Origin of the sequence: Kribbella sp. NPDC051620 (assembly GCF_044453825.1) — a bacterium.
In the GTDB taxonomy this organism is placed as follows: Bacteria; Actinomycetota; Actinomycetes; order Propionibacteriales; family Kribbellaceae; genus Kribbella.
Genome location: NZ_JBITDB010000004.1, coordinates 975,190 through 994,632 on the forward strand (window position 1 = coordinate 975,190; position 19,443 = coordinate 994,632).

21 protein-coding genes are annotated in these 19,443 nt (G+C 67.8%); 13 read left to right on the top strand and 8 right to left on the bottom strand.

Features of this window, described 5'->3' with window-relative positions:
- Positions 1-170: 170 nt before the first annotated feature.
- Both ACIA12_RS23720 and ACIA12_RS23725 read left to right on the top strand, forming a co-directional pair.
- Positions 171-1,874, top strand: coding sequence for a chitinase (locus ACIA12_RS23720; RefSeq protein ID WP_396369211.1), 1,704 nt, complete (start codon positions 171-173; stop codon positions 1,872-1,874).
- A gap of 23 nt (positions 1,875-1,897) precedes the next feature.
- Positions 1,898-2,800: a helix-turn-helix domain-containing protein gene (locus tag ACIA12_RS23725; protein ID WP_396369212.1), complete on the top strand. Its 903-nt coding sequence runs from the start codon at positions 1,898-1,900 to the stop codon at positions 2,798-2,800.
- 10 nt (positions 2,801-2,810) lie between these two features.
- On the opposite strand, the gene ACIA12_RS23730 is transcribed toward ACIA12_RS23725, so the two are convergent.
- Together ACIA12_RS23730 and ACIA12_RS23735 are read right to left on the bottom strand one after the other, a co-directional pair.
- A complete protein-coding gene (locus ACIA12_RS23730) occupies positions 2,811-3,260 on the bottom strand; it encodes an aminoacyl-tRNA deacylase (RefSeq protein ID WP_396369213.1) in 450 nt (149 codons plus the stop codon).
- Positions 3,257-4,456, bottom strand: coding sequence for an MFS transporter (locus ACIA12_RS23735; protein ID WP_396369214.1), 1,200 nt, complete (start codon positions 4,454-4,456; stop codon positions 3,257-3,259). Before ACIA12_RS23735 ends, ACIA12_RS23730 begins: the two co-directional genes overlap by 4 nt.
- 105 nt (positions 4,457-4,561) lie before the next feature.
- Here ACIA12_RS23735 and ACIA12_RS23740 point away from each other — a divergent pair, with 105 nt between their 5' ends.
- Positions 4,562-5,248: a hypothetical protein gene (locus ACIA12_RS23740; RefSeq protein WP_396369215.1), complete on the top strand. Its 687-nt coding sequence runs from the start codon at positions 4,562-4,564 to the stop codon at positions 5,246-5,248.
- Positions 5,249-5,300: 52 nt separating this feature from the next.
- Here ACIA12_RS23740 and ACIA12_RS23745 read toward each other — a convergent pair whose 3' ends face one another.
- Together ACIA12_RS23745 and ACIA12_RS23750 are read right to left on the bottom strand one after the other, a co-directional pair.
- Positions 5,301-6,854 carry a cellulose binding domain-containing protein gene (locus ACIA12_RS23745; protein WP_396369216.1) on the bottom strand — a complete coding sequence of 518 codons (1,554 nt, stop codon included), beginning with the start codon at positions 6,852-6,854 and terminating at the stop codon, positions 5,301-5,303.
- Between the two features lie 25 nt (positions 6,855-6,879).
- A complete protein-coding gene (locus tag ACIA12_RS23750) occupies positions 6,880-8,619 on the bottom strand; it encodes a glycosyl hydrolase family 18 protein (RefSeq protein WP_396369217.1) in 1,740 nt (579 codons plus the stop codon).
- 204 nt (positions 8,620-8,823) lie between these two features.
- Here ACIA12_RS23750 and ssd point away from each other — a divergent pair, with 204 nt between their 5' ends.
- The 4 genes from ssd to ACIA12_RS23770 all read left to right on the top strand — a co-directional run bounded on the left by ssd (position 8,824) and on the right by ACIA12_RS23770 (position 12,705).
- Positions 8,824-9,966, top strand: coding sequence for a septum site-determining protein Ssd (gene ssd / locus ACIA12_RS23755; protein WP_396369218.1), 1,143 nt, complete (start codon positions 8,824-8,826; stop codon positions 9,964-9,966).
- On the top strand, positions 9,963-11,120 hold the full coding sequence (locus ACIA12_RS23760; protein ID WP_396369219.1) for a TadA family conjugal transfer-associated ATPase: 1,158 nt from the start codon (positions 9,963-9,965) through the stop codon (positions 11,118-11,120). Before ssd ends, ACIA12_RS23760 begins: the two co-directional genes overlap by 4 nt.
- 215 nt (positions 11,121-11,335) lie before the next feature.
- A complete protein-coding gene (locus ACIA12_RS23765) occupies positions 11,336-11,950 on the top strand; it encodes a type II secretion system F family protein (protein ID WP_396369220.1) in 615 nt (204 codons plus the stop codon).
- Positions 11,947-12,705, top strand: coding sequence for a type II secretion system F family protein (locus ACIA12_RS23770; protein WP_396369221.1), 759 nt, complete (start codon positions 11,947-11,949; stop codon positions 12,703-12,705). Before ACIA12_RS23765 ends, ACIA12_RS23770 begins: the two co-directional genes overlap by 4 nt.
- Here the strand turns inward: ACIA12_RS23770 and ACIA12_RS23775 are convergent.
- Entirely contained in the window at positions 12,697-12,996 is a 300-nt protein-coding gene (locus ACIA12_RS23775; RefSeq protein WP_396369222.1) for a YciI family protein, read from the bottom strand. The two genes, ACIA12_RS23770 and ACIA12_RS23775, sit on opposite strands and share 9 nt — an antisense overlap.
- A gap of 35 nt (positions 12,997-13,031) precedes the next feature.
- The gene (locus tag ACIA12_RS23780) at positions 13,032-14,159 is read right to left on the bottom strand and encodes a DUF5937 family protein (RefSeq protein ID WP_396369224.1); all 1,128 of its coding nucleotides are present in this window, start codon (positions 14,157-14,159) and stop codon (positions 13,032-13,034) included.
- A 73-nt stretch (positions 14,160-14,232) separates the two neighbouring features.
- On the opposite strand from ACIA12_RS23780, the gene ACIA12_RS23785 reads away from it, so the two are divergent.
- The 5 genes from ACIA12_RS23785 (at position 14,233) to ACIA12_RS23805 (ending at position 16,635) form a co-directional block, all read left to right on the top strand.
- Positions 14,233-15,102 carry an aldo/keto reductase gene (locus ACIA12_RS23785; RefSeq protein WP_396369225.1) on the top strand — a complete coding sequence of 290 codons (870 nt, stop codon included), beginning with the start codon at positions 14,233-14,235 and terminating at the stop codon, positions 15,100-15,102.
- 87 nt (positions 15,103-15,189) lie between these two features.
- Entirely contained in the window at positions 15,190-15,399 is a 210-nt protein-coding gene (locus tag ACIA12_RS23790) for a DUF4244 domain-containing protein (RefSeq protein ID WP_396369226.1), read from the top strand.
- Positions 15,400-15,478: 79 nt separating this feature from the next.
- Positions 15,479-15,847 carry a TadE family type IV pilus minor pilin gene (locus ACIA12_RS23795; protein WP_396369228.1) on the top strand — a complete coding sequence of 123 codons (369 nt, stop codon included), beginning with the start codon at positions 15,479-15,481 and terminating at the stop codon, positions 15,845-15,847.
- A gap of 13 nt (positions 15,848-15,860) precedes the next feature.
- Positions 15,861-16,235 carry an Rv3654c family TadE-like protein gene (locus ACIA12_RS23800; protein ID WP_396369229.1) on the top strand — a complete coding sequence of 125 codons (375 nt, stop codon included), beginning with the start codon at positions 15,861-15,863 and terminating at the stop codon, positions 16,233-16,235.
- A complete protein-coding gene (locus ACIA12_RS23805; RefSeq protein ID WP_396369230.1) occupies positions 16,225-16,635 on the top strand; it encodes a hypothetical protein in 411 nt (136 codons plus the stop codon). The genes ACIA12_RS23800 and ACIA12_RS23805 overlap by 11 nt, the downstream gene beginning before the upstream one ends.
- A gap of 25 nt (positions 16,636-16,660) precedes the next feature.
- Here the strand turns inward: ACIA12_RS23805 and ACIA12_RS23810 are convergent, their stop codons facing one another.
- Positions 16,661-17,446 (bottom strand): SDR family NAD(P)-dependent oxidoreductase, encoded by a 786-nt coding sequence (locus ACIA12_RS23810; RefSeq protein ID WP_396369231.1) that lies wholly within the window; start codon positions 17,444-17,446, stop codon positions 16,661-16,663.
- Between the two features lie 85 nt (positions 17,447-17,531).
- On the opposite strand from ACIA12_RS23810, the gene ACIA12_RS23815 reads away from it, so the two are divergent.
- Positions 17,532-18,383, top strand: coding sequence for a helix-turn-helix transcriptional regulator (locus tag ACIA12_RS23815; protein ID WP_396369232.1), 852 nt, complete (start codon positions 17,532-17,534; stop codon positions 18,381-18,383).
- 57 nt (positions 18,384-18,440) lie between these two features.
- Here the strand turns inward: ACIA12_RS23815 and ACIA12_RS23820 are convergent, their stop codons facing one another.
- Positions 18,441-19,061, bottom strand: coding sequence for a response regulator (locus ACIA12_RS23820; protein ID WP_396369233.1), 621 nt, complete (start codon positions 19,059-19,061; stop codon positions 18,441-18,443).
- Positions 19,062-19,443: the final 382 nt, after the last annotated feature.

Here is a 19,443-nt window from a genome sequence, read left to right on the forward strand (position 1 = left end):
TTCGCTGGCTGCAAGCGCTTACCGAAATGGCCTTTCCTGCCCGCTGCCGGGCAGATGTCGGCTGCCGAACCTCAAAAAGCCATATAGTTTTCACTTTTGTTGAGCGTGAGAGCGTTCCCACTTTATGCAGGGTCTTGACAATGTAGTTGACTGGTCACACTTTGTGTCACATGAACCCGCGTACGAACCGCCCCCACGCCGCGGTCATCTCAGTCCTGTCAGCCCTGCTTCTCGCGATCACCGGTCTGGTTCTGATCACGCAGACCGGCTCCGCCGCGACCAACCTCGTCACCAACGGGACCTTCGAGACCGGCACGCTCGCCGGCTGGTCCTGTACGGCCGGCTCCGGCGCCGCGGTCAGTGGCTCGGCCCACACCGGTACCTATGCGCTGCAGGCCAGCCCCGGTTCGAACGACATCGCCCGCTGCAGCCAGACCGTCTCGGTCAAGCCGAGCTCGACGTACACGCTCTCGGCCTGGGTGAAGGGCTCGAACGTGTACCTCGGTGCCGACGGCGGCACCAGCACCTGGACGACGAGCACCGGCTGGGCCCAGCTGAGCACGACCTTCACCACCAGCGCGTCGACCAGCAGCGTCGTGGTCTACACGCACGGGTGGTACGGACTGCCGGCGTACCAGGCCGACGACGTAGTGCTGGACGGCCCGGGTGGTACCGGTCCGCCGCCGGACACGACGCCGCCGACCGTCCCGGGTGGTCTCACGGTCGGTAGCCCGACCTCTAGCTCGCTGCAGCTGAACTGGTCGGCCTCCTCGGACACCAACGGGGTCAGCCGGTACGACGTGGTCCGCGGCACCGACGCCCCGCAGAGCGTGGGCAACGTGACCAGCTGGACCGCGTCCGGCCTCAACCCGAGTACGACGTACAGCTTCAAGGTGCGTGCCTGTGACGCGGCCGGCAACTGCTCGGCCTACGGCGCGGCTGTCTCCGGTACGACGTCCAGCGGGCCGACGCAGCCGCCGCCGGGCAACCTGCCGAAGCACGTGCTGACCGGGTACTGGCAGAACTTCAACAACGGCGCGACCGTGCAGAAGATCTCCGACGTGCCGGCGGCATACGACCTGATCGCGGTCGCCTTCGCCGACACCGGTGCCCAGCAGGGCGCCATCACCTTCAACCTCGACAGCGCCGGCCTTGGCGGCTACACGGTCGCGCAGTTCAAGGCGGACATCGCCGCGAAGCACACGGCCGGCAAGAAGGTCATCCTGTCCGTGGGTGGCCAGAACGGCACCGTCTCGGTCGCCAACGCGACCGCGGCCGCCAACTTCGCGTCGAGCGCGCTGTCGCTGCTGCGGGAGTACGGCTTCGACGGGATCGACATCGACCTGGAGAACGGCGTCAACGCGCAGTACATGGGTCAGGCGCTGCAGAGCCTGCGGAACAGCTTCGGCAGCGGCCTGATCATCACCATGGCGCCGCAGACGATCGACATGCAGGCGACCACGTTCGAGTACTTCAAGCTGGCGCTGGCGATCAAGGACATCCTGACCATCGTCAACGTGCAGTACTACAACTCCGGTGCGATGAACGGCTGCAACGGGCAGGTGTACTCCCAGGGCACGGTCGACTTCATCACCGCGCAGGCCTGCATCATGCTGCAGGGCGGGCTCCGGCCCGACCAGGTCGGTCTGGGCCTGCCGGCCTCGAGCCGGGCGGCCGGTAGCGGCTACGTCTCGCCGACGATCGTCAACAACGCACTGGACTGCCTGGCCAGGGGTACCAACTGCGGAAGCTTCAAGCCGAGCACCACGTGGCCCACGCTGCGCGGCGCCATGACCTGGTCGACCAACTGGGATGCGCTTAACGGGGGCGGGTTCGCGAACCAGGTCGGCTCTCACGTCCACGCGTTGCCCTGATGCACAACTATCGACCTGCTCCGGTGTTGGAAGCACTGGGTGTCTGCTCCGAGGACGAGCAGCTCTACCGGGCGCTTCTGGCCCGGCCGGAAGCAACTACGACCGAACTGGTAGCTGACACGGGCTGGGCCACCGCACGGGTGGCCCGGCACCTCCGGTCACTCCTGTCCCTGGGTCTGGCGTCCCGTACTCCGGGGCGCCCGGCCCGCTACACCCCTGCGGTGCCCGAGGCCGCTGTGGAGCTCCTGGCGCTCCGGAAGCAAGCGGCGATCGTGCAGGCGCGTCTCGGAGCGGCTGCGCTGACCTCGGAGTTCCGGGCTCGCGGCGACGCCGGGCCGTTCACGGTGATCCGTGGGCAGCAGGCGATGGCGCAGCGGTTCTACCAAGCGCAGCAGAGTGCGCAAACCGAAGTACTGGTACTCGACAAGCCGCCATTCGTCGTACTGCCGATCGAGCCGCGACGGGCTCATGGAGTCGCCTACCGGACTGTCTATGACATGGCTGCTCTGGTGGAGCCCGCGGAGATCGCTGCTGCTCGTAGCGCTGGGCCGAGCTGTCGCATGCTGCGCGACGTACCGCTGAAGCTGGTGGTCGCCGATCGGCGCATCGGGTTGATGCAGACCGGGCACGAGCTCATCGAGATCGGGCCGTCGACTCTGCTGGACGCTTTGCTGCGACTGTTCGAGCTCCTGTGGCAGCAGGCGACTCCGCTGTCCCCGTCGGCCTCGGACGGGCCGTTGACCTTCGAGGACCAGCAACTGCTGGCCTTGGCGGCTGCCGGACTCACCGACCAGGCGATAGCTCGCCGGCTCGGCGTCGCCCAGCGCACGGTCGAGCGACGGATGCAGAGAATCCTGAAAGCACTCGACGCGACCACCCGCTTCCAGGCGGGCCTTCGCGCAGGTCAGCGAGGTCTGCTGACCTAGGGCGAAACGCCTAGTCGGTGACGTCAGCGACCGTGGCGTCGAGGGCCTTGAGCAGGTCCTCGGCGTTCACTGTCATGCCGACTCCGTGGTCGCCACCGCCGATCGAGATCGTGCCGGTGATCCGCTCGTCGGCGATCACCGGCCAAGGGCTGGTGCTGCCGAGCGGGGTGATCGTGCCGCGCACATAGCCGGTCACCGCGAGGGCTGTGTCGGCGCTGGGCATCGAGATGCGGTTGATGCCGAGCAGCGCGCGCAGCTTGGGCCAGGCGATCTCCCGGTCGCCGGGGACCAGGATGAACCGGTAGTCGTCGTCGGAGAGCCGCACGACGATCGTCTTGATCAGCTTGGCCGGCTCGATGCCACGGGCGGCCGCGGCCTCCTCCAACGAGTTGACCCTGCCGTGCTTGGTGACCTCGTACGCCAGGCCCTTTGAGTCCGCCGCCTCGGTTGCTCGCGTCATGTGGTCAGTTTGGCACTGCGCCTCAACAGGAGGGCCAGGACCAAGGTGATGAGGAGCAGAGCGCCGGCCTCGGCTGCCACTCCAGGCCAGGCGGCGTGCGACCACGCAGTACCGGCCAGGCCGCCGAAGACGGAGGAGCCCAGGTAGTACGCGAAGAGATAGAAGCTGGCCGCCTGACCGGTACCACCGCCACCTGCATGAGCCCGTACGGCGACCCACCCGCTGGCGACTCCATGGACGGCGAAGAACCCCGCTGTCATCACGGCGAGCCCAGCGACGACCAGTGGCAGCGGTGTCGCGAGAGTCAGGGCTACGCCGGCCAGCGTGACGAGGCAACCGACAGGGACTACGGCGCGGCGACCGTACGAGTCGGCCAGCCTGCCCGCCACTGCTGATGCTGCCGACCCCACCAGGTAGACGGTGAACACCAGACCAGCCAGCCCTGGCCCCAGGCCGTACGGCTCGACGGCGAGCCTGAAGCCGGTCGCGTTGTAGACGGCGACGAAGGCACCCATCGCGGTGGCCGCCGTGCCGTAGAGACCGAGCAGGGCTGGGTCCTTGAGCACTCGGAGGGTCTGGCGGCTGGCGGTGGCGCGGGTGAAATGCTGCGAGTCGGGGAGTAGTACTGCAACTAGTACTGCACAGGCGACGGCCAGCAAGGCGATGCCACCGAGCGCTGCTCGCCAACCACCTAGCTCTGCGAGGCCACCGGCGACCAGCCTGCCGGTCATACCGCCTACTGCCGTGCCGGCGATATAGAGGCCGCTCGCTCTGGCAAGGCTGTCGTCATGGACCTCTTCCCGCAGATAGGCCATGGCAACGGCCGGCAGCCCCGCCAGCGCCACACCCTGGAGACCTCTGAGCGCCAGGAGGATCGGCCAGCTCGGTGCGAGGGCGCAGAGGACGGCTATGGCGGCAGCCGCGGCAACCGACCAGCGCATGAGCTTGGTGCGGCCGATGACCTCAGAGGCCGGCCCTGCGACCAGGAGTGCGACTCCGAGGCCCAATGTGGCCAGAGACACACTGAAGGCGCTCTGGCTCGGCGACACCCGGAACACCCGCGCCAGCTCGGGCAGTAGGGCCTGAGTGCTGTAGAGCATCGCGAAGGTGGCCAGTCCTGCTGCGAACAACGCCACCGACAACCTGCGATAGCCGGGCTCACCAGGTCGATAGCCATGGGCGGAAGCGCTCTGCACACAGCCGACTATGCCCGGTCAAACAAGAAAGACTTCGGACATATATAAAGTGCCCCCGTGAGGAAGCTATTGAGTGGGGTCAGGCCGAATCGGCGACAAGTGTTCATGGCAGGGGCGGTAGCGGCGGCGTCCACGGTGGCGACCACCGGTACGGCTGCCGCCGACGGCTACGGATCGGGGACTCTCGGCGAGTGGAGGGGCCTGTCCAAGGCTGTCGCGACCGAGGCGACGATCGAGCGGGTGCTGTCGGTGAACGGGGTGTTCATGTTCGGCGACAGCATCGCAGTACAGGATGGAAAGGCGTTCGCCCTGCGCCTGAAGAGCGAGCTGGGCCTGGAGCTTGCCGTGAACAACTGGTCGGGGCGGCCGACGAAGGACACCGTCGACGCGTTGGCCAACTGGCGGGCGAACTACGGGCTGCCGCGCCGGATCGTGATGGCGTGCGGCACCAACGACATCTTCAATCCGCCCGTGATGGCGGCGCAGATCGACCGGGCGATGAGCCTGGTCGGGCAGCGGACCACAGTGTTCTGGGTGAACACCCAGGTGGCCCGCACCGGTCCGGGGTACACGACGCAGTTGGCAGACCAGCGCAACAGCGCCTGGGTCAACCTGCAGTTGGCCGACGCTCAGCGGCGGCACTCCAACCTGCGCATCGTCCGCTGGGCCGAGTGGCTGGCCGCCAAGCCGCAGCGGCTCAACACCTACCTGCGCAAGGGGATCCACACCTCGGTCCCCTACGGCCAGGACGCCCGGAACGAGCTCATCGTCCAGGCGATCAAGGCCGGCTGACCTGTACTGAGCACTGCGGCGGGCCGGGGTTGCCAGCCCGCCGCAGTACCGGTCAGAACCCTGCGGTGATGCGGGTGAAGTCCCAGTCGCCCTGGGCGATACCACTGCAGTTGGAGACGACGCCGCCGCCGGCGCAACCGCGGTCACGGTTCACGCTCCAGAACGCCAGCCGGGCCAGGCCGTTGTTCTTGGCCCAGGTGGTGATGTTCTGCCAGGTCGCCGTGGTGGTCAGCTCCTGCTGGTCGGACAGACCGTTCATCCCGGAGATGCCCTGGTGGGCGTAGGCCTGCGCGGTGGTCCAGCCGAAGACGGACTTCAGCTTGTTGTTCAGGCCGGTGGAGGCGCCGACCGTGTCGTTGTAGATGTTGCTGCTGCCGAAGTCGAACGGCATCAGGGTGAAGATGTCGATGTTCGCGCCCAGCGCCTGGGACCGCTCGATCAGCCGGTTGCCGTAGTAGTTCGGGCCGGTGGTCGAGGTGCCGAAGGTCAGGATCGTCTGGATGCCGGGGTTGTTCTGCTTGACGATCTTCAGCGCGGTCAGGATCCGGTCCTGGACCGCCTCGTTCTCGAACTCGTCGCTGTTCTCGATGTCGATGTCGATCGCCTTCAGGCCGTAGGCGTTGATCACCTGCTGGTACGCGCCGGCGAGTGCTTCCGGCGTGCTGCAGTTCGGGCCGAGCTTGTTGCCGCTCCAGCCGCCGATCGACGGGATGATGTCCCCGCCGGCCGCACGGATCTGGGAGATCGCGGTGGCATCAGCGCTGCCCTGGAGCGGCCTGCTGCCGTCCCATGCCGCGTTGCAGCCGCCAGACGACAGGATGAAGGCCATCGTGAACCACTTGATGCCAGTGGCGTTCATGACGGTCGCCGGGCTCGGCGGGTTGCCCCAGCCCATGTAGAGGTACGGCGCGGCCCTGCGACCAGGAGCCGGGTCAGTGCCACCAGGCTTGGTGGTCACCGAGATGGAGCCCGTCTTGGGTCCTTCGCCGGCGCTGTCCGAGCCGCTGACCTGGTAGCTGTAGGCCGTGCTGGCGGTCAGCCCGGAGTCGGTGTATGACGTGCCTGTCGGCGTACCGACCTTGCTGCCGTTGCGGTAGACGTTGTAGCTGGTGGCGCCGCTAGCCGCCGACCAGGTGAGGCTCACCGAGTTCGCTGTGGAAGTACCGGCCAGTCCGGACGGTGCACCCGGCACTGTGCCGCCGCCACCGCCGGTGCAGGAGCCGCCATTCAGTCGGCAGGCGGAGATACCGGGGAAGTTGCCCGGGCTCCCGTTGAAGCCGAAGGTGACACTGGCGCCGGGAGCGAGCGGCCCGGCCCAGCTGGGAGGCGTGAAGGTGTGGGTCTGCCCGCTGCTCACGCGGGTGGCGTCCCACGAACTGCTGATGGTGTAGCCGGACGGGAAGTCTAGGGCGACCGACCAGGTGCTGATCGCGGCGGAGGTGCCGTTGGTGACGGTCACCTTGCCCTCGAATCCGCTGCCCCAGTCGGACACCTTCGTGAAGGCCGCGCTCACCGGTGCGGCCGAGGCCGCGGGGATGAACAGGACGGACATCACCACTGCTGCTATCGCCGCGATGGCGACCGAAATGCGCTTGCGTTTCATCATGCTCCGATCAGTGGGCGGTACGTGATCAGACCCGGCCCCAGAGTGCGGGGACGTTCGGCGGTTCCCATCCGGTCAGCGAGGTGTGGCCCTGGATGCACTTGTAGGTGACGCCGTTGTAGGACACCAGCGAGCCGGTCGCGTAGGCCGTGTTCGGAGCCCAGGGGGTCGCCGTCGGAGGGGTGGTCGGCGGCGTGGTGGGAGGTGTCGTCGGGGGAGTGGTCGGCGGCGTCGTGGGAGGCGTCGTCGGCGGTGTGGTCGGCGGTGTGGTGGGAGGTGTGGTCGGCGGGCCGCTGCAGCCAGGGGTGTCCGCGTTGACCGAGTTGACGACGCTGTTGAACAGCGTGACGCCCGGGTCGAGCGCCTCCAGGCTGTACATCATCGCGCCGGCCAGGCCCTTGCAGTGGCCGTAGTCGGCCTTCTCCTTGATCGACCGGGCGTTGTCGCCGGTCCAGAAGGTGCCGTTGCTGTAGAACCACGACGACTTGCTGGCGTCGTCGAAGAACGTGGCCGACGGGTTGTCGACGAAGCCGGTCAGCTCCTTGTAGAACGAGACGCCGGGCACGTTGCCGCTCAGCGCGTGACCGTCAGCAGGCCCGGTGGCCGTCTGGTACTTGCCATTGGCCGTGGCCGGCACACCCTTCCAGCCCCGGTAGTAGAAGGGGTATCCGATCGTCAGCTTGTTCGCCGGGAATCCACCGGGGATCCCGTACGCCGGATCGCCGGTGGTCCAGGCCTGGACCGCGCCGTCGATCGAGTACTTCTTGGTGCCCGGCGGGATCGGGTTGCTCGGGTCGCCCGGTGCTTGGTACAGCGGGTCCTGGAAGTTGGTCGGACCGGTCGCCTCCCAGCCACCGTGCATGTCGTACGTCATCACGTTGTTGTAGTCGAGGTACTGACCGATCTTGTCGGTCTCGATCGTCTTGATCTTGTCCTGCCCGGCCGGCGTCGCGGCGGTGAGGTACATCTTCTTGCCGCCGTTCGCGCTGCCGAACGCGTCGAGCTGGCGGCGGAACTCGGCAAGCAGCAGGGTGAAGTTCTGCTTGTCGGCCGCGCTGTAGTGGTTGCCGAGGTGGCCGTTGGGCGAGCCCGGGTACTCCCAGTCGATGTCGACGCCGTCGAAGATGCCCGCGGCGCTGCCCGGACCGCCGAAGCCGTCCACCATCGGCAGGTCGCCCTTGATGAACATGTTCACGCAGGAGGTGACGAAGGCCTTGCGCTTGGCGTCGGTGGAGGCCGCGTCGGAGAAGTACTTCGAGTAGGTCCAGCCGCCGATCGAGATCAGGATCTTCAGGTTCGGCTGCTTGGCCTTCAGCTTCTTCAGCTGGTTGAAGTTGCCCTGGATCGGCTGGTTCCAGACGTCGCCGACGCCGTCGACGCTGATGTCCGCGCCGTACGACTTGCCGTAGTCCGCGAACGCGTCGCCCGCTCCGTCACCCGCGTTCGGATTGTTCTCGTCCTGCGAGGCGGCCTGGTTGGCCATGAAGCAGGTGTGGCTGGTCGGGTGGATGTTCGCGAACGCGTAGTTGAGGAAGTCGAGCTTGCTCGCGACCCCGGTGGTGATCAGGTTCTTGGGATAGAACGCGTTCTGGTAGATGCCCCACTGGGTGAAGTAGGCCGTCTTCACGCCGCCACTGCTGGCGGCCACGGTCTGCGATCGGGCATCGGGGGCTTGGGTCTGGGCGGTGGCGACCGAGACGCCGGCGACGGCGATCAGGGCGGTTGCGGCCACGGTGGCCGCGGCAGCGACGCTGCGCATTCGACTCATGGGGCGGACCTCCATCAAGGAGCTGTGAGGAGTGCACGGGTGTCCACTTAGTTAAGGACGCTTCGAAAGGAACCGTAGCTCTTCGCCGCCCGCAGGTCGCCGGGTCGCGATGGCGGATTGCCGCTCCTGACGGATATCCGACAGTTCTCCACAACCTTGGTTTTTGTTTCGGCCTCCCGCCGGAACAACGGCACCTTCTAAGACATGAACAACCACGCCATCCACCCAAACGTTCTGCTGGCCACAGCCGACGAACTGCTGCTCGACGACCTGCTCCGCCTGGCCGCCGCCGCAGAGGTGACACCCCACGTCGAAAACGACCTCCTGGGCCTCCGCCGCATCTGGCAGACCGCCACCTTCGTAGTAGTAGGCGCCGACCTCGCCAGCCTCCTGGTCCAAACTCAGCCGCCACGCCGTCCAGGCGTCCTCCTGGCCACGCGCGCCTCCACCCGACCCGCCCGACTTCCCCCGGACACCCAGCGACTCACTCCGGCGACCTCCACGCCTCCGGACGCCCCCGACGCCTACCGTCTCGCACTCTCGATCGGTGCCGAAGGCGCCTTCGTCCTCCCTGCCGACGAAGGCGAGCTCAGCGCCAAACTCTCCGACGCCCTCGACGGCGGGACGCGGACAGCCATCACCCTCGCCGTCGTCGGCGGTTGCGGCGGTGCGGGCGCCACCACCCTCGCGGCAGCTCTCGCCATCACCGCCGGCCGCCGCGGCCTGCGCAGCATGCTCATCGATGGCGACCCGCTGGGTGGCGGTATCGAGCTAGTCCTCGGCACCGAAGACTACGAAGGCTCCCGCTGGCCGGCCCTCCTCAACGCCGCGGGCCGAGTCAGCGCCAGCGCCCTACGAGCCGCCCTTCCCTCAGTGGACGGGCTCGCCGTCCTTTCCTGGGACCGCTCCGACGTGACAGCCCTACCACCAGAGGCGATGCGCTCGGTGCTCGGCGCCGCCCAACGCAGCAGCGACCTGGTCGTCGTCGATCTCCCGCGCCGCCCGGATCCGGCCGCAGAGGAAGCCTTCGTCCGTGCAACCTCGACGCTTGTGGTCGTGCCTCGCGACGTCCGCTCCTGCGCCGCCGCTGCTCGACTCGTTGCCCCGTTGCGCGAGGTCGCCCACGACCTGCGAGTGGTCGCCCGCGAGCCTGGGCTCAACGGTCTCTCCGCCCTCGACGTCGCCGACCACCTGTCCTTGCCGCTGGCCGCCAAGCTCGGCTATGAGCGGGACCTCGCGACAGCACTCGACGACGGCCGCTTCGATCCACGGCCCCGGAGCGCGTTGGGGCGCGCGGCAACCGAAGTACTCGACCTGTTCGGTCTCCACGGTCAGCTCGCGGCATGACAGTCTCACCCGAACTCCTCGAGCGCGTCCGCAGAACCCTTGCAGAGAAAGGATCCGAGCCAACCCCGACCCTGGTGGCGGCAGCCCTCCGCGCTGACGGCAGCCTCGTCGGCGACTCGATCGTGCTCGCCGTCGTCGCCGCCCTCCAGCGCGAGGCGATGGGCGCCGGCCCGCTCGACGGCCTGCTGTCCGAGTCCGGCATCACCGACATCCTCGTGAACGGCCCCAACGAGGTCTACGTCGACCGCGGCTCGGGCCTCGAACGCATCCACTTGAGAACAGGCGACGAACCAGCCGTACGCCGCCTGGCGACCCGCCTGGCCGCCGCGGCCGGCCGCCGCCTCGACGATGCAACTCCGTACGTCGACGTGCGCCTCCCCGACGGCACCCGATTCCACGCCGTCCTCTCGCCGATCGCCGCTCCGGGCACCTGCCTCTCGCTCCGGGTTCCTTCCCGAAAGGTCTTCACTCTCGACGACCTGGTCGCCGCAGGCTCCCTCCCAGCAAGCGGTGCCTCCGTACTCCGGGACCTCCTCGATGCCCGTGTCGCCTTCCTGATCAGCGGCGGCACCGGCACCGGAAAGACAACCCTCCTGAACTCCCTGCTCTCATTGGTAGATCCGTCCGAACGGCTGGTCCTGGTCGAGGACGCGTCCGAGCTCTACCCGGACCATCCCCACGTCGTCCGCCTCGAGGCCCGCCCACCCAACGTCGAGGGTGCCGGCGAGATCTCCCTCCGCGACCTGGTCCGCCAAGCCCTCCGCATGCGCCCCGACCGCCTGGTCATCGGCGAAGTCCGAGGCGCCGAAGTAGTAGACCTCCTCAGCGCCCTGAACACCGGCCACGAAGGCGGCTGCGGCACCGTCCACGCCAACTCCGCCGCCGACATCCCCGCCCGCCTGGAAGCCCTGGGCGCCATGGCCGGCCTGACCCGCGAAGCCATCCACAGCCAGATCTCCTCAGCTCTCCATGCCGTGATCCACCTGACCCGCTCCTCCAACGGCACCCGCCGAATCACCGAAATCCGAGCCATCACCCGAACCTCCGGCGGCCAGGCGATAGCCGTCCCCGCCATCGAGTTCCTCGTCACCGGCCCACCCAAACTCCACCAAGCCGCCGCCCTCCTGACCCACCACCTGGCCGGAGCAGCCTGATGCGAGCGCTGACCGCTCTCTTGGCGTCCGTCACGGTCCTCACGCTGCTCCCGACCCCAAGCCGAGCTCTCCACCGCCTCAGCGCGCCGCGCAGCCAGTCCCAACTGTCGGGCGGCGGGAGTGCCTTCGCTCGCTCAACAACCTGCCGCCTTGGCGCCCTCACGGCAATAGTTGCCCTCAGCATCTTGCTCGCGATATCGACTGATCCATCGGTGGTGGTGACTACGCTGGCCATCGGCGTCGTGGCCTTGGTGGTGCTCAGCCAACGCACTCGAACCGCCAAGGCCCGGATCGCCACCGCCCGCCGAGCCACCGTGATCGAAGCCTGCGACGTCCTCTCAGCTGAACTGACCGCCGGCCGCCCACCAGCGGCCGCGTTGGAAGGCGCCGCCACGGTGTGCCCAGACCTTCAGGTCGCCTCAGCAGCAGCCAAGCTGGGCGGCGACGTCCCATCCCTCCTGGAACTGATCGCCGAATCCCCAGGAGCAGAAGGCCTCCGAGCCCTCGCCGCAGCCTGGCGAGTAGCCGACGAATCCGGCGCGGCCTTCGCCGTCATCACCGAACGCCTGGCCGACTCCCTCCGCGCCGACGAATCCATCCGCCGCCAGATCCTCACCGGCATGGCCGGTCCCCGAGCCACCGCCCGCCTGTTAGCCGTCCTCCCCCTGTTCGGCACAGCGCTCGGCTATGCCCTGGGCGCCAACCCGCTGGCTTTCCTGACCCAAACCCCACCCGGCTGGCTCTGCCTGGCCCTAGGCCTGTCCCTCTCCGCCCTCGGCCTCCACTGGACCAACACCCAAACCAAACCACCCAGCCTTGGAATGCGATGACCGAACCCGTTCTTCCCGCCCTCGCAGCAGCTCTTGCCGTAGTACTGCTCCTACCAACCCCACCAGGTCGCCGCCGGCTCGGGAGACATCGTCCACTCGGCGCCCGCTGGCCCTTCAACCTCGCAACAACAAAGGAAGTACCGTCAGCCACCCGACGCACCCACCTCGTGGTCGCGACCATCGCCGCAGCCGCTCTGCTCCTTCTGCTAGGCATCCCAACCGGCGCAATCCCAGCAGCCGTCGCGTTCTTCGCCACCCCGATAGCCCTCAGTCGCTTGGAACCCGCAGCCACCCGCCAACGCGCGGCGCGCCTCACCGCCGACCTCCCCTTGGCGGTCGACCTGCTAGCCGCCTGCCTGAAAGCCGGCCGCCCACCTCAAGCCGCGATCAGCGTCGTCGCCAAATCCCTCGGCGGCCCACTCGCCGACCTCCTCACCGAGGTCGAAGGCCGGATGAACCTGGGGACCGACCCGATCGACGCCTGGTCCACTCTCCTCAAGGAGCCGTCCTGCGCGGCCTTCGCCCGCGCCACCCAACGAGCCCTCCGCTCCGGTGCCCCATTGGCAAAGATCCTCGAACACCAAGCCGACGACGTCCGCCAGTCCCGCCGCTGGGCCGCCGAAGCGCACGCCCGCGCAGTCGAATCCCGCTCGGTCGTCCCACTCGGCCTGTGCTTCCTACCGGCATTCATGCTGCTGGGCATCGTCCCCACCATCGCCAGCTCACTCTCCGGCCTACTCAGCTTCCTAGGCTGACGGCTTCTCCCGATACGGTTCCAGCGCCGCCGCGACGTTCGTCGCCAGGAACCGCGTGACCCTGTACTCGCAAACTCCCGCAACAGAGAACGGATCGCCGGCCACCAACTCCTCCATCGCAGCCCGATCATCGCCAACGGCAAGGATCACACCACCATCCCGCGGCTCCTTACGCCCGGACGCCACGAACACCCCAGCGTCGTACTGCGCCTTCACCCAGGTCAGATGATCTGCCATGAATCCATCAACACGATCGAGCGGCACGGTATAGGTCAGTTCCAGGACAAACATGCCGATCACGCTAACCCGGTGGTACCGGCGGTTGGTCACTCGCCCTGTTCGGCTGCCTCGAGCAAAGACTCCGCTGCCGAGGTTCGCGCATACAGAACAACCCGCCCGACCCGATGCGGAGTGACCAGCCCACCCGCCCGCAACGCACTCAAATGCTGCGAGACACCTCCAGCGGTCATCCCGATGCGCGCAGCCAGCTCCGTCGTCGACCGCGGCGAGTCCAACTGCATCATCACCTCCGCCCGAGACCGACCCAGTACCGCGGCCAAGCCGGCCGAGGTCCCGCGTACCGGCTCGCTCCAGAGCGTCGCCACTCCACGAGCCGGATAGGTCAACGTCGGCTGCCACGGCGGGATCGTGCTCGAGTACACAGTCGGCCAGACAAAAGCCGACGGCGTCATCAACAACCCCTCGCCGGCCAGCTGCCGCACACCCTTGAAGCGCCGGTGCCTGATCTGCAAAGACCCATCGCGCCATCTCACGGTGTCAGCCAGATCGGCGAACAGTCCGGCATGCCCCGCCTGCCCGAGCCTCCGCCCGCGATAGAGCAGATCCCCTTCGAGCAACGCCCGGATCCGCCCCCAATGCGGAGCGATCGCCAACCCCCAGTACGCCTCCACCTGCTCAGCCAGCCGCTCGACACCACCCCGCGGATCGCCATAAAGCTCAGCGATCGCAGCCGTCGGCATACCGCTGGCCCTACCGCGAACGCTCGTGGTGCCGCGAACACTCGCGCTGACTCTGGCGCGGGCGCTGGAGTCGCCGCTGGCATCTCTCCGCCGGCGGGGGAGGGTTACCTCGTCGAGGGAGCCGATCGGGTTCTTGCAGGCGTAGGCGAGGACATCGAGATCTGCGCGGACCTGGTCGGTGCTGACTCGTCGTAGCGCGCCCAGGTCCGTCGCCAGGTCAGGTACCGGAGTCTGCGACGGCGGGGTGAGGAAGTCCGCGAGATACCAGACGCGCGGATCGACCAGATCGAAGAGCAACCCGAGCTCGGCACCCGACCGATTGATCCGTTCCGTCGTCGTCTCCGCCCAGCGCCGATGGAACGTCTGCGACCGCGGAGTCTTCAGCAACCGGATGCTCGCGACAACCTCCCACAACGGCGAGACCGCCAGCCGCGTCCGGGCCAGGTCCTCCACGGTGAAGGTGATCGTCAGCATCTCGGTCGCCTTGTCGATTTAGTAGGACCTAAATCATTGCAGAAGCCCACCAGAACGCGGCGAGCCTGTCGGTATGACTCTGGAATCAACACGACCAGTCCAGCCGACGATGACGATCGGCGACCTGGAGGTAAGCAGGCTCGGATTCGGTGCGATGCGGCTCACCGGATTCCGGCCGGCGGAGGACCGAACCGAGGCGATCAAGGTGGCGCGACGAGCAGTCGAGCTCGGCGTGAACTTCATCGACACGGCCGACTCCTACGGTGTCGGCGCCAACGAGGACCTGCTGGCCGAGGCCCTGTATCCGTACGCCGACGGCCTGCTGATCGCCACGAAGGTCGGACGGACGCGACCATCGCCGAACGAATGGACACCTCTGGGTCGCCCCGAGTACCTGAGACAGGCGGCCGAGCTGTCCCTGCGACGGTTGAAGGTCGAGCGGATCGACCTGCTGCAACTACATCGCATCGACCCGTCCGTGCCTTTTCAGGACCAACTGGGCGCATTGGCGCAACTGCAGTCCGAAGGTAAGGTCAGGCACCTCGGCCTGTCGGAGGTGACCGTCGAGCAGCTGGAGGAAGCGCGCCAGGTGATCGACGTGGTCAGCGTGCAGAACCGGTACAACCTGACCGACCGCGAACACGAGGCTGTTCTGAATCATTGCGCTGAGCAATCAACAGCCTTCGTTCCCTGGCTCCCCATTGCGAACGGCGACCATGCCTCTTCGCGGACTCTGGCCGATCTCGCCACTGAACTGGATGCCACGCCCGCGCAGATCTCCCTTGCCTGGTTGCTGCATCGCTCACCCGTGGTGGTCCCGATCCCAGGAACGAAGTCGGCCGAACACCTTGAAGAGAACGTGGCGGCAGGCCGGATCCGACTGACCGCGGAGCAGTTCGAACGCCTTTCGGCGGTCGACGGGCGACAGTTGTCCCCAGGCTGAAAACTCCTTCTCTGCAAGGCCTCCGGCGACGGCATCTTGTCAGTAAGCCGTGCCGGAGCAGCCGGGCGGCAGATCAGGAGGTTCGACATGTCCAAGGCGCTGGTACTGGCCCGCCGATCCCGCAACCGCACCGAGCGCGGCGCCGCCACCGCGGAGTACGCCGTGACGATGGTCGCGGCCTGCGGGATCGCCGGCATCCTCATCGCGCTCTTCAAGTCCCCGGCGATGCTGACGTTGCTCAAGGCGATCATCAACTACGCGCTGAAGGCGGCGGGGGTGGACGGCGTACAACTCTGACGCACCGCAGTAGCCTTCCGGCCGCGGCGCCTCGCATCACCGCCGCGGCCGGCCACACCCGCCTGGAAGGACCTGTCACATGCGCATCCGAGACGAGAACGGCTCAGTCACCGCCGAGGCCGCCTTCGCTTTCCCTGTCCTGCTTGCCGTACTGGCCTTCGGTCTCTGGCTGGTCGGCACCGTGATCACCAACGTCCGTTGCATCGACGCGGCCCGGGACACTGCCCGAGCCGTCGCCCGCGGCGAGACCCTGGAGTCAGCCCGCGAACTAGGCGAACGCGCAGCCCCGCCAGGCGCCACCATCACCATCACCCGACAAGACGTCACCATCCACGTCGAAGTCACCGCCACCCCTTCCCAACCGCGCGGCCTCCTCGCCGCCCTACCCCACCCGACCCCCAAAGCCACCGCCGTCATTCAAACCGAGCCGGCCGAATCCGATGACTGACCGGCCGGGCCCGATGACTGACAGAACAGACCGCGGCAGCGCAACCCTGCTATCCCTCGGCATCGCTACCGTCCTACTGGGCGCCTGCGTGATCGGAGTGCTGTGGGCCGCAGTATCCGTAGCTCACCACCGAGCCGACACCGCCGCCGACCTGGCGGCCCTCAGCGCGGCCCAGGCCCAACAATCCACCCCTGGCCAAGCCTGCGCCACCGCTGTCCGAATCACCGACGCCCAAGGAGTCTCATTGAAGTACTGCCATGTCGATGCGGACACGGTCACAGCCGCGGTCACCGTAAGACTCCACCTAGGTGTCTTCGGCACGCCGCTCGTGACCAGCGAAGCCCGCGCGGGACCGATCGGAGGAGCAGACTGGCCAGGTGACGGATGACTCGACTGAGCTACTGGTGATAGACGCCGCGAACGTGGTCGGCTCCCGCCCCGACGGCTGGTGGCGCGACCGCCCAGGTGCAGCCCGCCGCCTGCTCACCAAACTGCAAACCCTCCCGGCCCGACTCGACACCCCCACCGAGATAGCCGTAGTCCTGGAAGGAGCAGCCAAAGCCGCGGTCGAATCCGCCCCTGACCCAGCCTTCCCAGACCTCCGGATAGTCCTGGCCCCAGCTTCCGGCGACGACGCCATAGTCGACCTGGTCACCGAAGCCGTTGCCCAAAACAACAACCGCCCCGTCACCGTGGTCACCGCCGACCGAGGCCTCCGCGCCCGCCTGGACGCGCTAGGCGCCCAATCCACCGGCCCATCCTGGCTCTGGTCCCAACTACCCTCCTGACCTACGCCAGCCCGGGCCGGCTTGGTCAGGCGCCGGCGCCGCCGTCTATGGGGATGATGGCGCCGGTTACTACTGAGGCACGGTCGCTGAGGAGCCAGGCGGCCAGTTCGGCGATCTCTCGGGGGTCGGCCATCCGGCCGAGTGGGGTGCTTGCGTTGATGCGGTCGACGACACCCGGGGTCGCCGCCTCCCAGGCGTCGATCATCTCCGTTGCGGTGCCGCCCGGGGTGATGCCGTTGACGCGGATTCCCTGCGGAGCCCACGTCACTGCGGCTGTCTCGGTGATGCTGTTGAGTGCGCGCTTCATTGCGCCGTACGCGGGGAGGGCCGGGTTCGCGCGGCGGCTGCCGATGCTCGAGGTGTTGACGATCGCTCCGCCACCGCCTCGTCGCATCAGCGCGTACTCGGCGTTCATCGCAGTCCAGTGCGCCCGGAAGTTCACCTCGAACTGTTCCTCGATGTCCTCGTCGCTCGTCGTGTCGAGCGGACCGGGCGCCCGCTGAATCGCCGCACCGTTGTTGAACGCCCCGTCCAACCGCCCATGCAACTCGTCGACCCGATCGACGGCCGCGCGAACGCTCGCCCGGTCGGCGAGGTCCACCGTGACGGCATCCGCGACTCCGCCGTCACCGCGGATCTCGGCGACAAGCTTCTGAAGAACGTCGGTACTGCGGGAGGCAAGCACGACGGCGGCTCCCTCCGCGGCGAACAACCGCGCCGCGGCCGCCCCGATGCCGCGGCTGGCGCCCGTGATGAGTACGACCTTGCCGCTGAGCAGGCCGATGGGTGTGTTCTCGATATTCGTGGTCATGTCCCCAGCGTCAGGCGGTAGCCGATCCGGAGACAGGCACAGGCTGTACCAGGATCCGCCGCCGCGTTGCGGGCAGACTGGTGACATGGACAAGCAGGAACTCGGAGCGTTCCTTCGGAGTCGTCGTGAGCGCCTCCGGCCGGAGGATGTGGGGATGCCTTCGGGGGCTCGGCGGCGTACGCCGGGGCTTCGGCGGGAGGAGGTAGCGGTGCTTGCCCACATCTCCACCGAGTACTACGTGCGGCTGGAGCAAGGTCGGGCGCCGCGGCCGTCGGGGGAGGTGCTTGCTGGGATCGCGGGGGCGTTGAGGCTCACGGATGCCGAGTCGGACCATCTGCATGTGCTTGCGGGTACTGCACCCACTCGGACGGGGTTGCATCGGCGGGATGTGCGGCCGAGCATCCGCACGCTGCTCGAGCGGTTGCCGCAGACGGCTGGGTTCGTGACGTCCGCGATCTTCGAGGTGCTGGCGTGGAACGATCTCGCGGCCGCGTTGATGGAGGACTTCGAAGAGGTCGCTCCGGGGGATCGCAATCTCGCTCGCCGGGCCTTCCTCGCACCGACACGCGACGGACTGCCGCTCTATGGGGTGTCCGACGCGACGGAGTTCAGGCAGCACGTCGTGATGGAGCTCCGTTCCACCCTCGCCCGCTACCCGTCCGACCCTGCGGTGACCGACCTCATCGACGAGCTGCGCACCGGCAGCTCCGACTTCGCCAGACTCTGGGAGCAACACGACGTACAGGCTGCGCCGATGCTCACGAAGACCTTCCATCACCCGGTGGTCGGCCAGGTCACCGTCGACTGCGACTCACTGGCCCTCACCGACCGCGACCAGCACCTCGTCCTCTACAGCGCGCCCGCGGGCTCCCGAGACGCCGAAGCTCTGGCCCTCCTCAACGTCCTCGGCGCCGAAACCAACAACTACCGCCGCTAGCCCACCCAGCTCACCTAGGCAGTCCCGCCTGAGGAACTGGCCGGGATGGTTGCGGGGTCAGTCGAGGAGCCAGCCGTTCTGTTCGGCGGTTTGGATGGCGTCGGCTCGGGTGCGGGCGCCGGTTTTGCCGATGGCGGACCAGAGGCGGGTGCGGACCACGCGTTCGGAGACCTGGAGGTTGCGGGCCATCAGGGCGATGGTGCCGCCTTCGCGGGCGGCTCGGAGGGTTTCGGTTTCGCCGTCGTTCAGGGGGCTGTCGGCGTACCGGAGGGTTTCGGCGGCGAGGTTGGCGTCGACGACGCGCAGGCCGAGGTGGACCCGGCGTACGGCGTCGGCGAGTTGGGGTGCGGGGCTGCCTCTGAGGGCGAAGCCTTTGGCGCCGGCCTCGAGGCCGCGGCGGAGGTGGCCGGGGCGGCCGTAGGTGGTGAGGATGACGACGCGGCACTCCGGCATCGAGGTGCGCAGCCGACTGGTGACGCTGAGGCTGTTGGCGCCGGGGCCGGCGGCGTCGAGCAGGGCGACGTTGGCGCGGTGCTGTTTCGCGGCGCCGACGACGTCGTCGGAGCGGCGGAGCTCTGCTACCACCTCCAAGTCCTGTTCGCGTTCCAGACCGCTTCTGAGCACGCCTCGGCTGAGGATCTGGTCGTCGACCAGCAACAGCCGGATGCGGTCGGGCAAACGAGCCTCCGGGGGACCGTCCGGGCACCGGGGAAGTGTGTCCGGGAGGAGATGAGCATGACGTCGGTTCCAGATCATGGAGCCCTGAACTCAGCGCGTCCACATCAACGCGACATCTCTACCAGATTGCGACCAGATCGCGACCAGACAGAACCCGCAAGCAGCAACTCCAGAGTGCCCCCGAGCCAGGGAGGTACTGCAGATGCCGTTCCGGTATCAGCAGGGTGAATGACAGGAACGGTTGCCGGGGATGAAGAGTGCTGTGTCGCGCCTCGGCAGCAGGCGCTACGAATCCGCACGGGGCGGAAGGGGCAGAGGGTGCCATCGGCAGCCAGGGGAGCGGCACCGCGCCGGGCACACATCGGCACCCCGGCACCGGCAT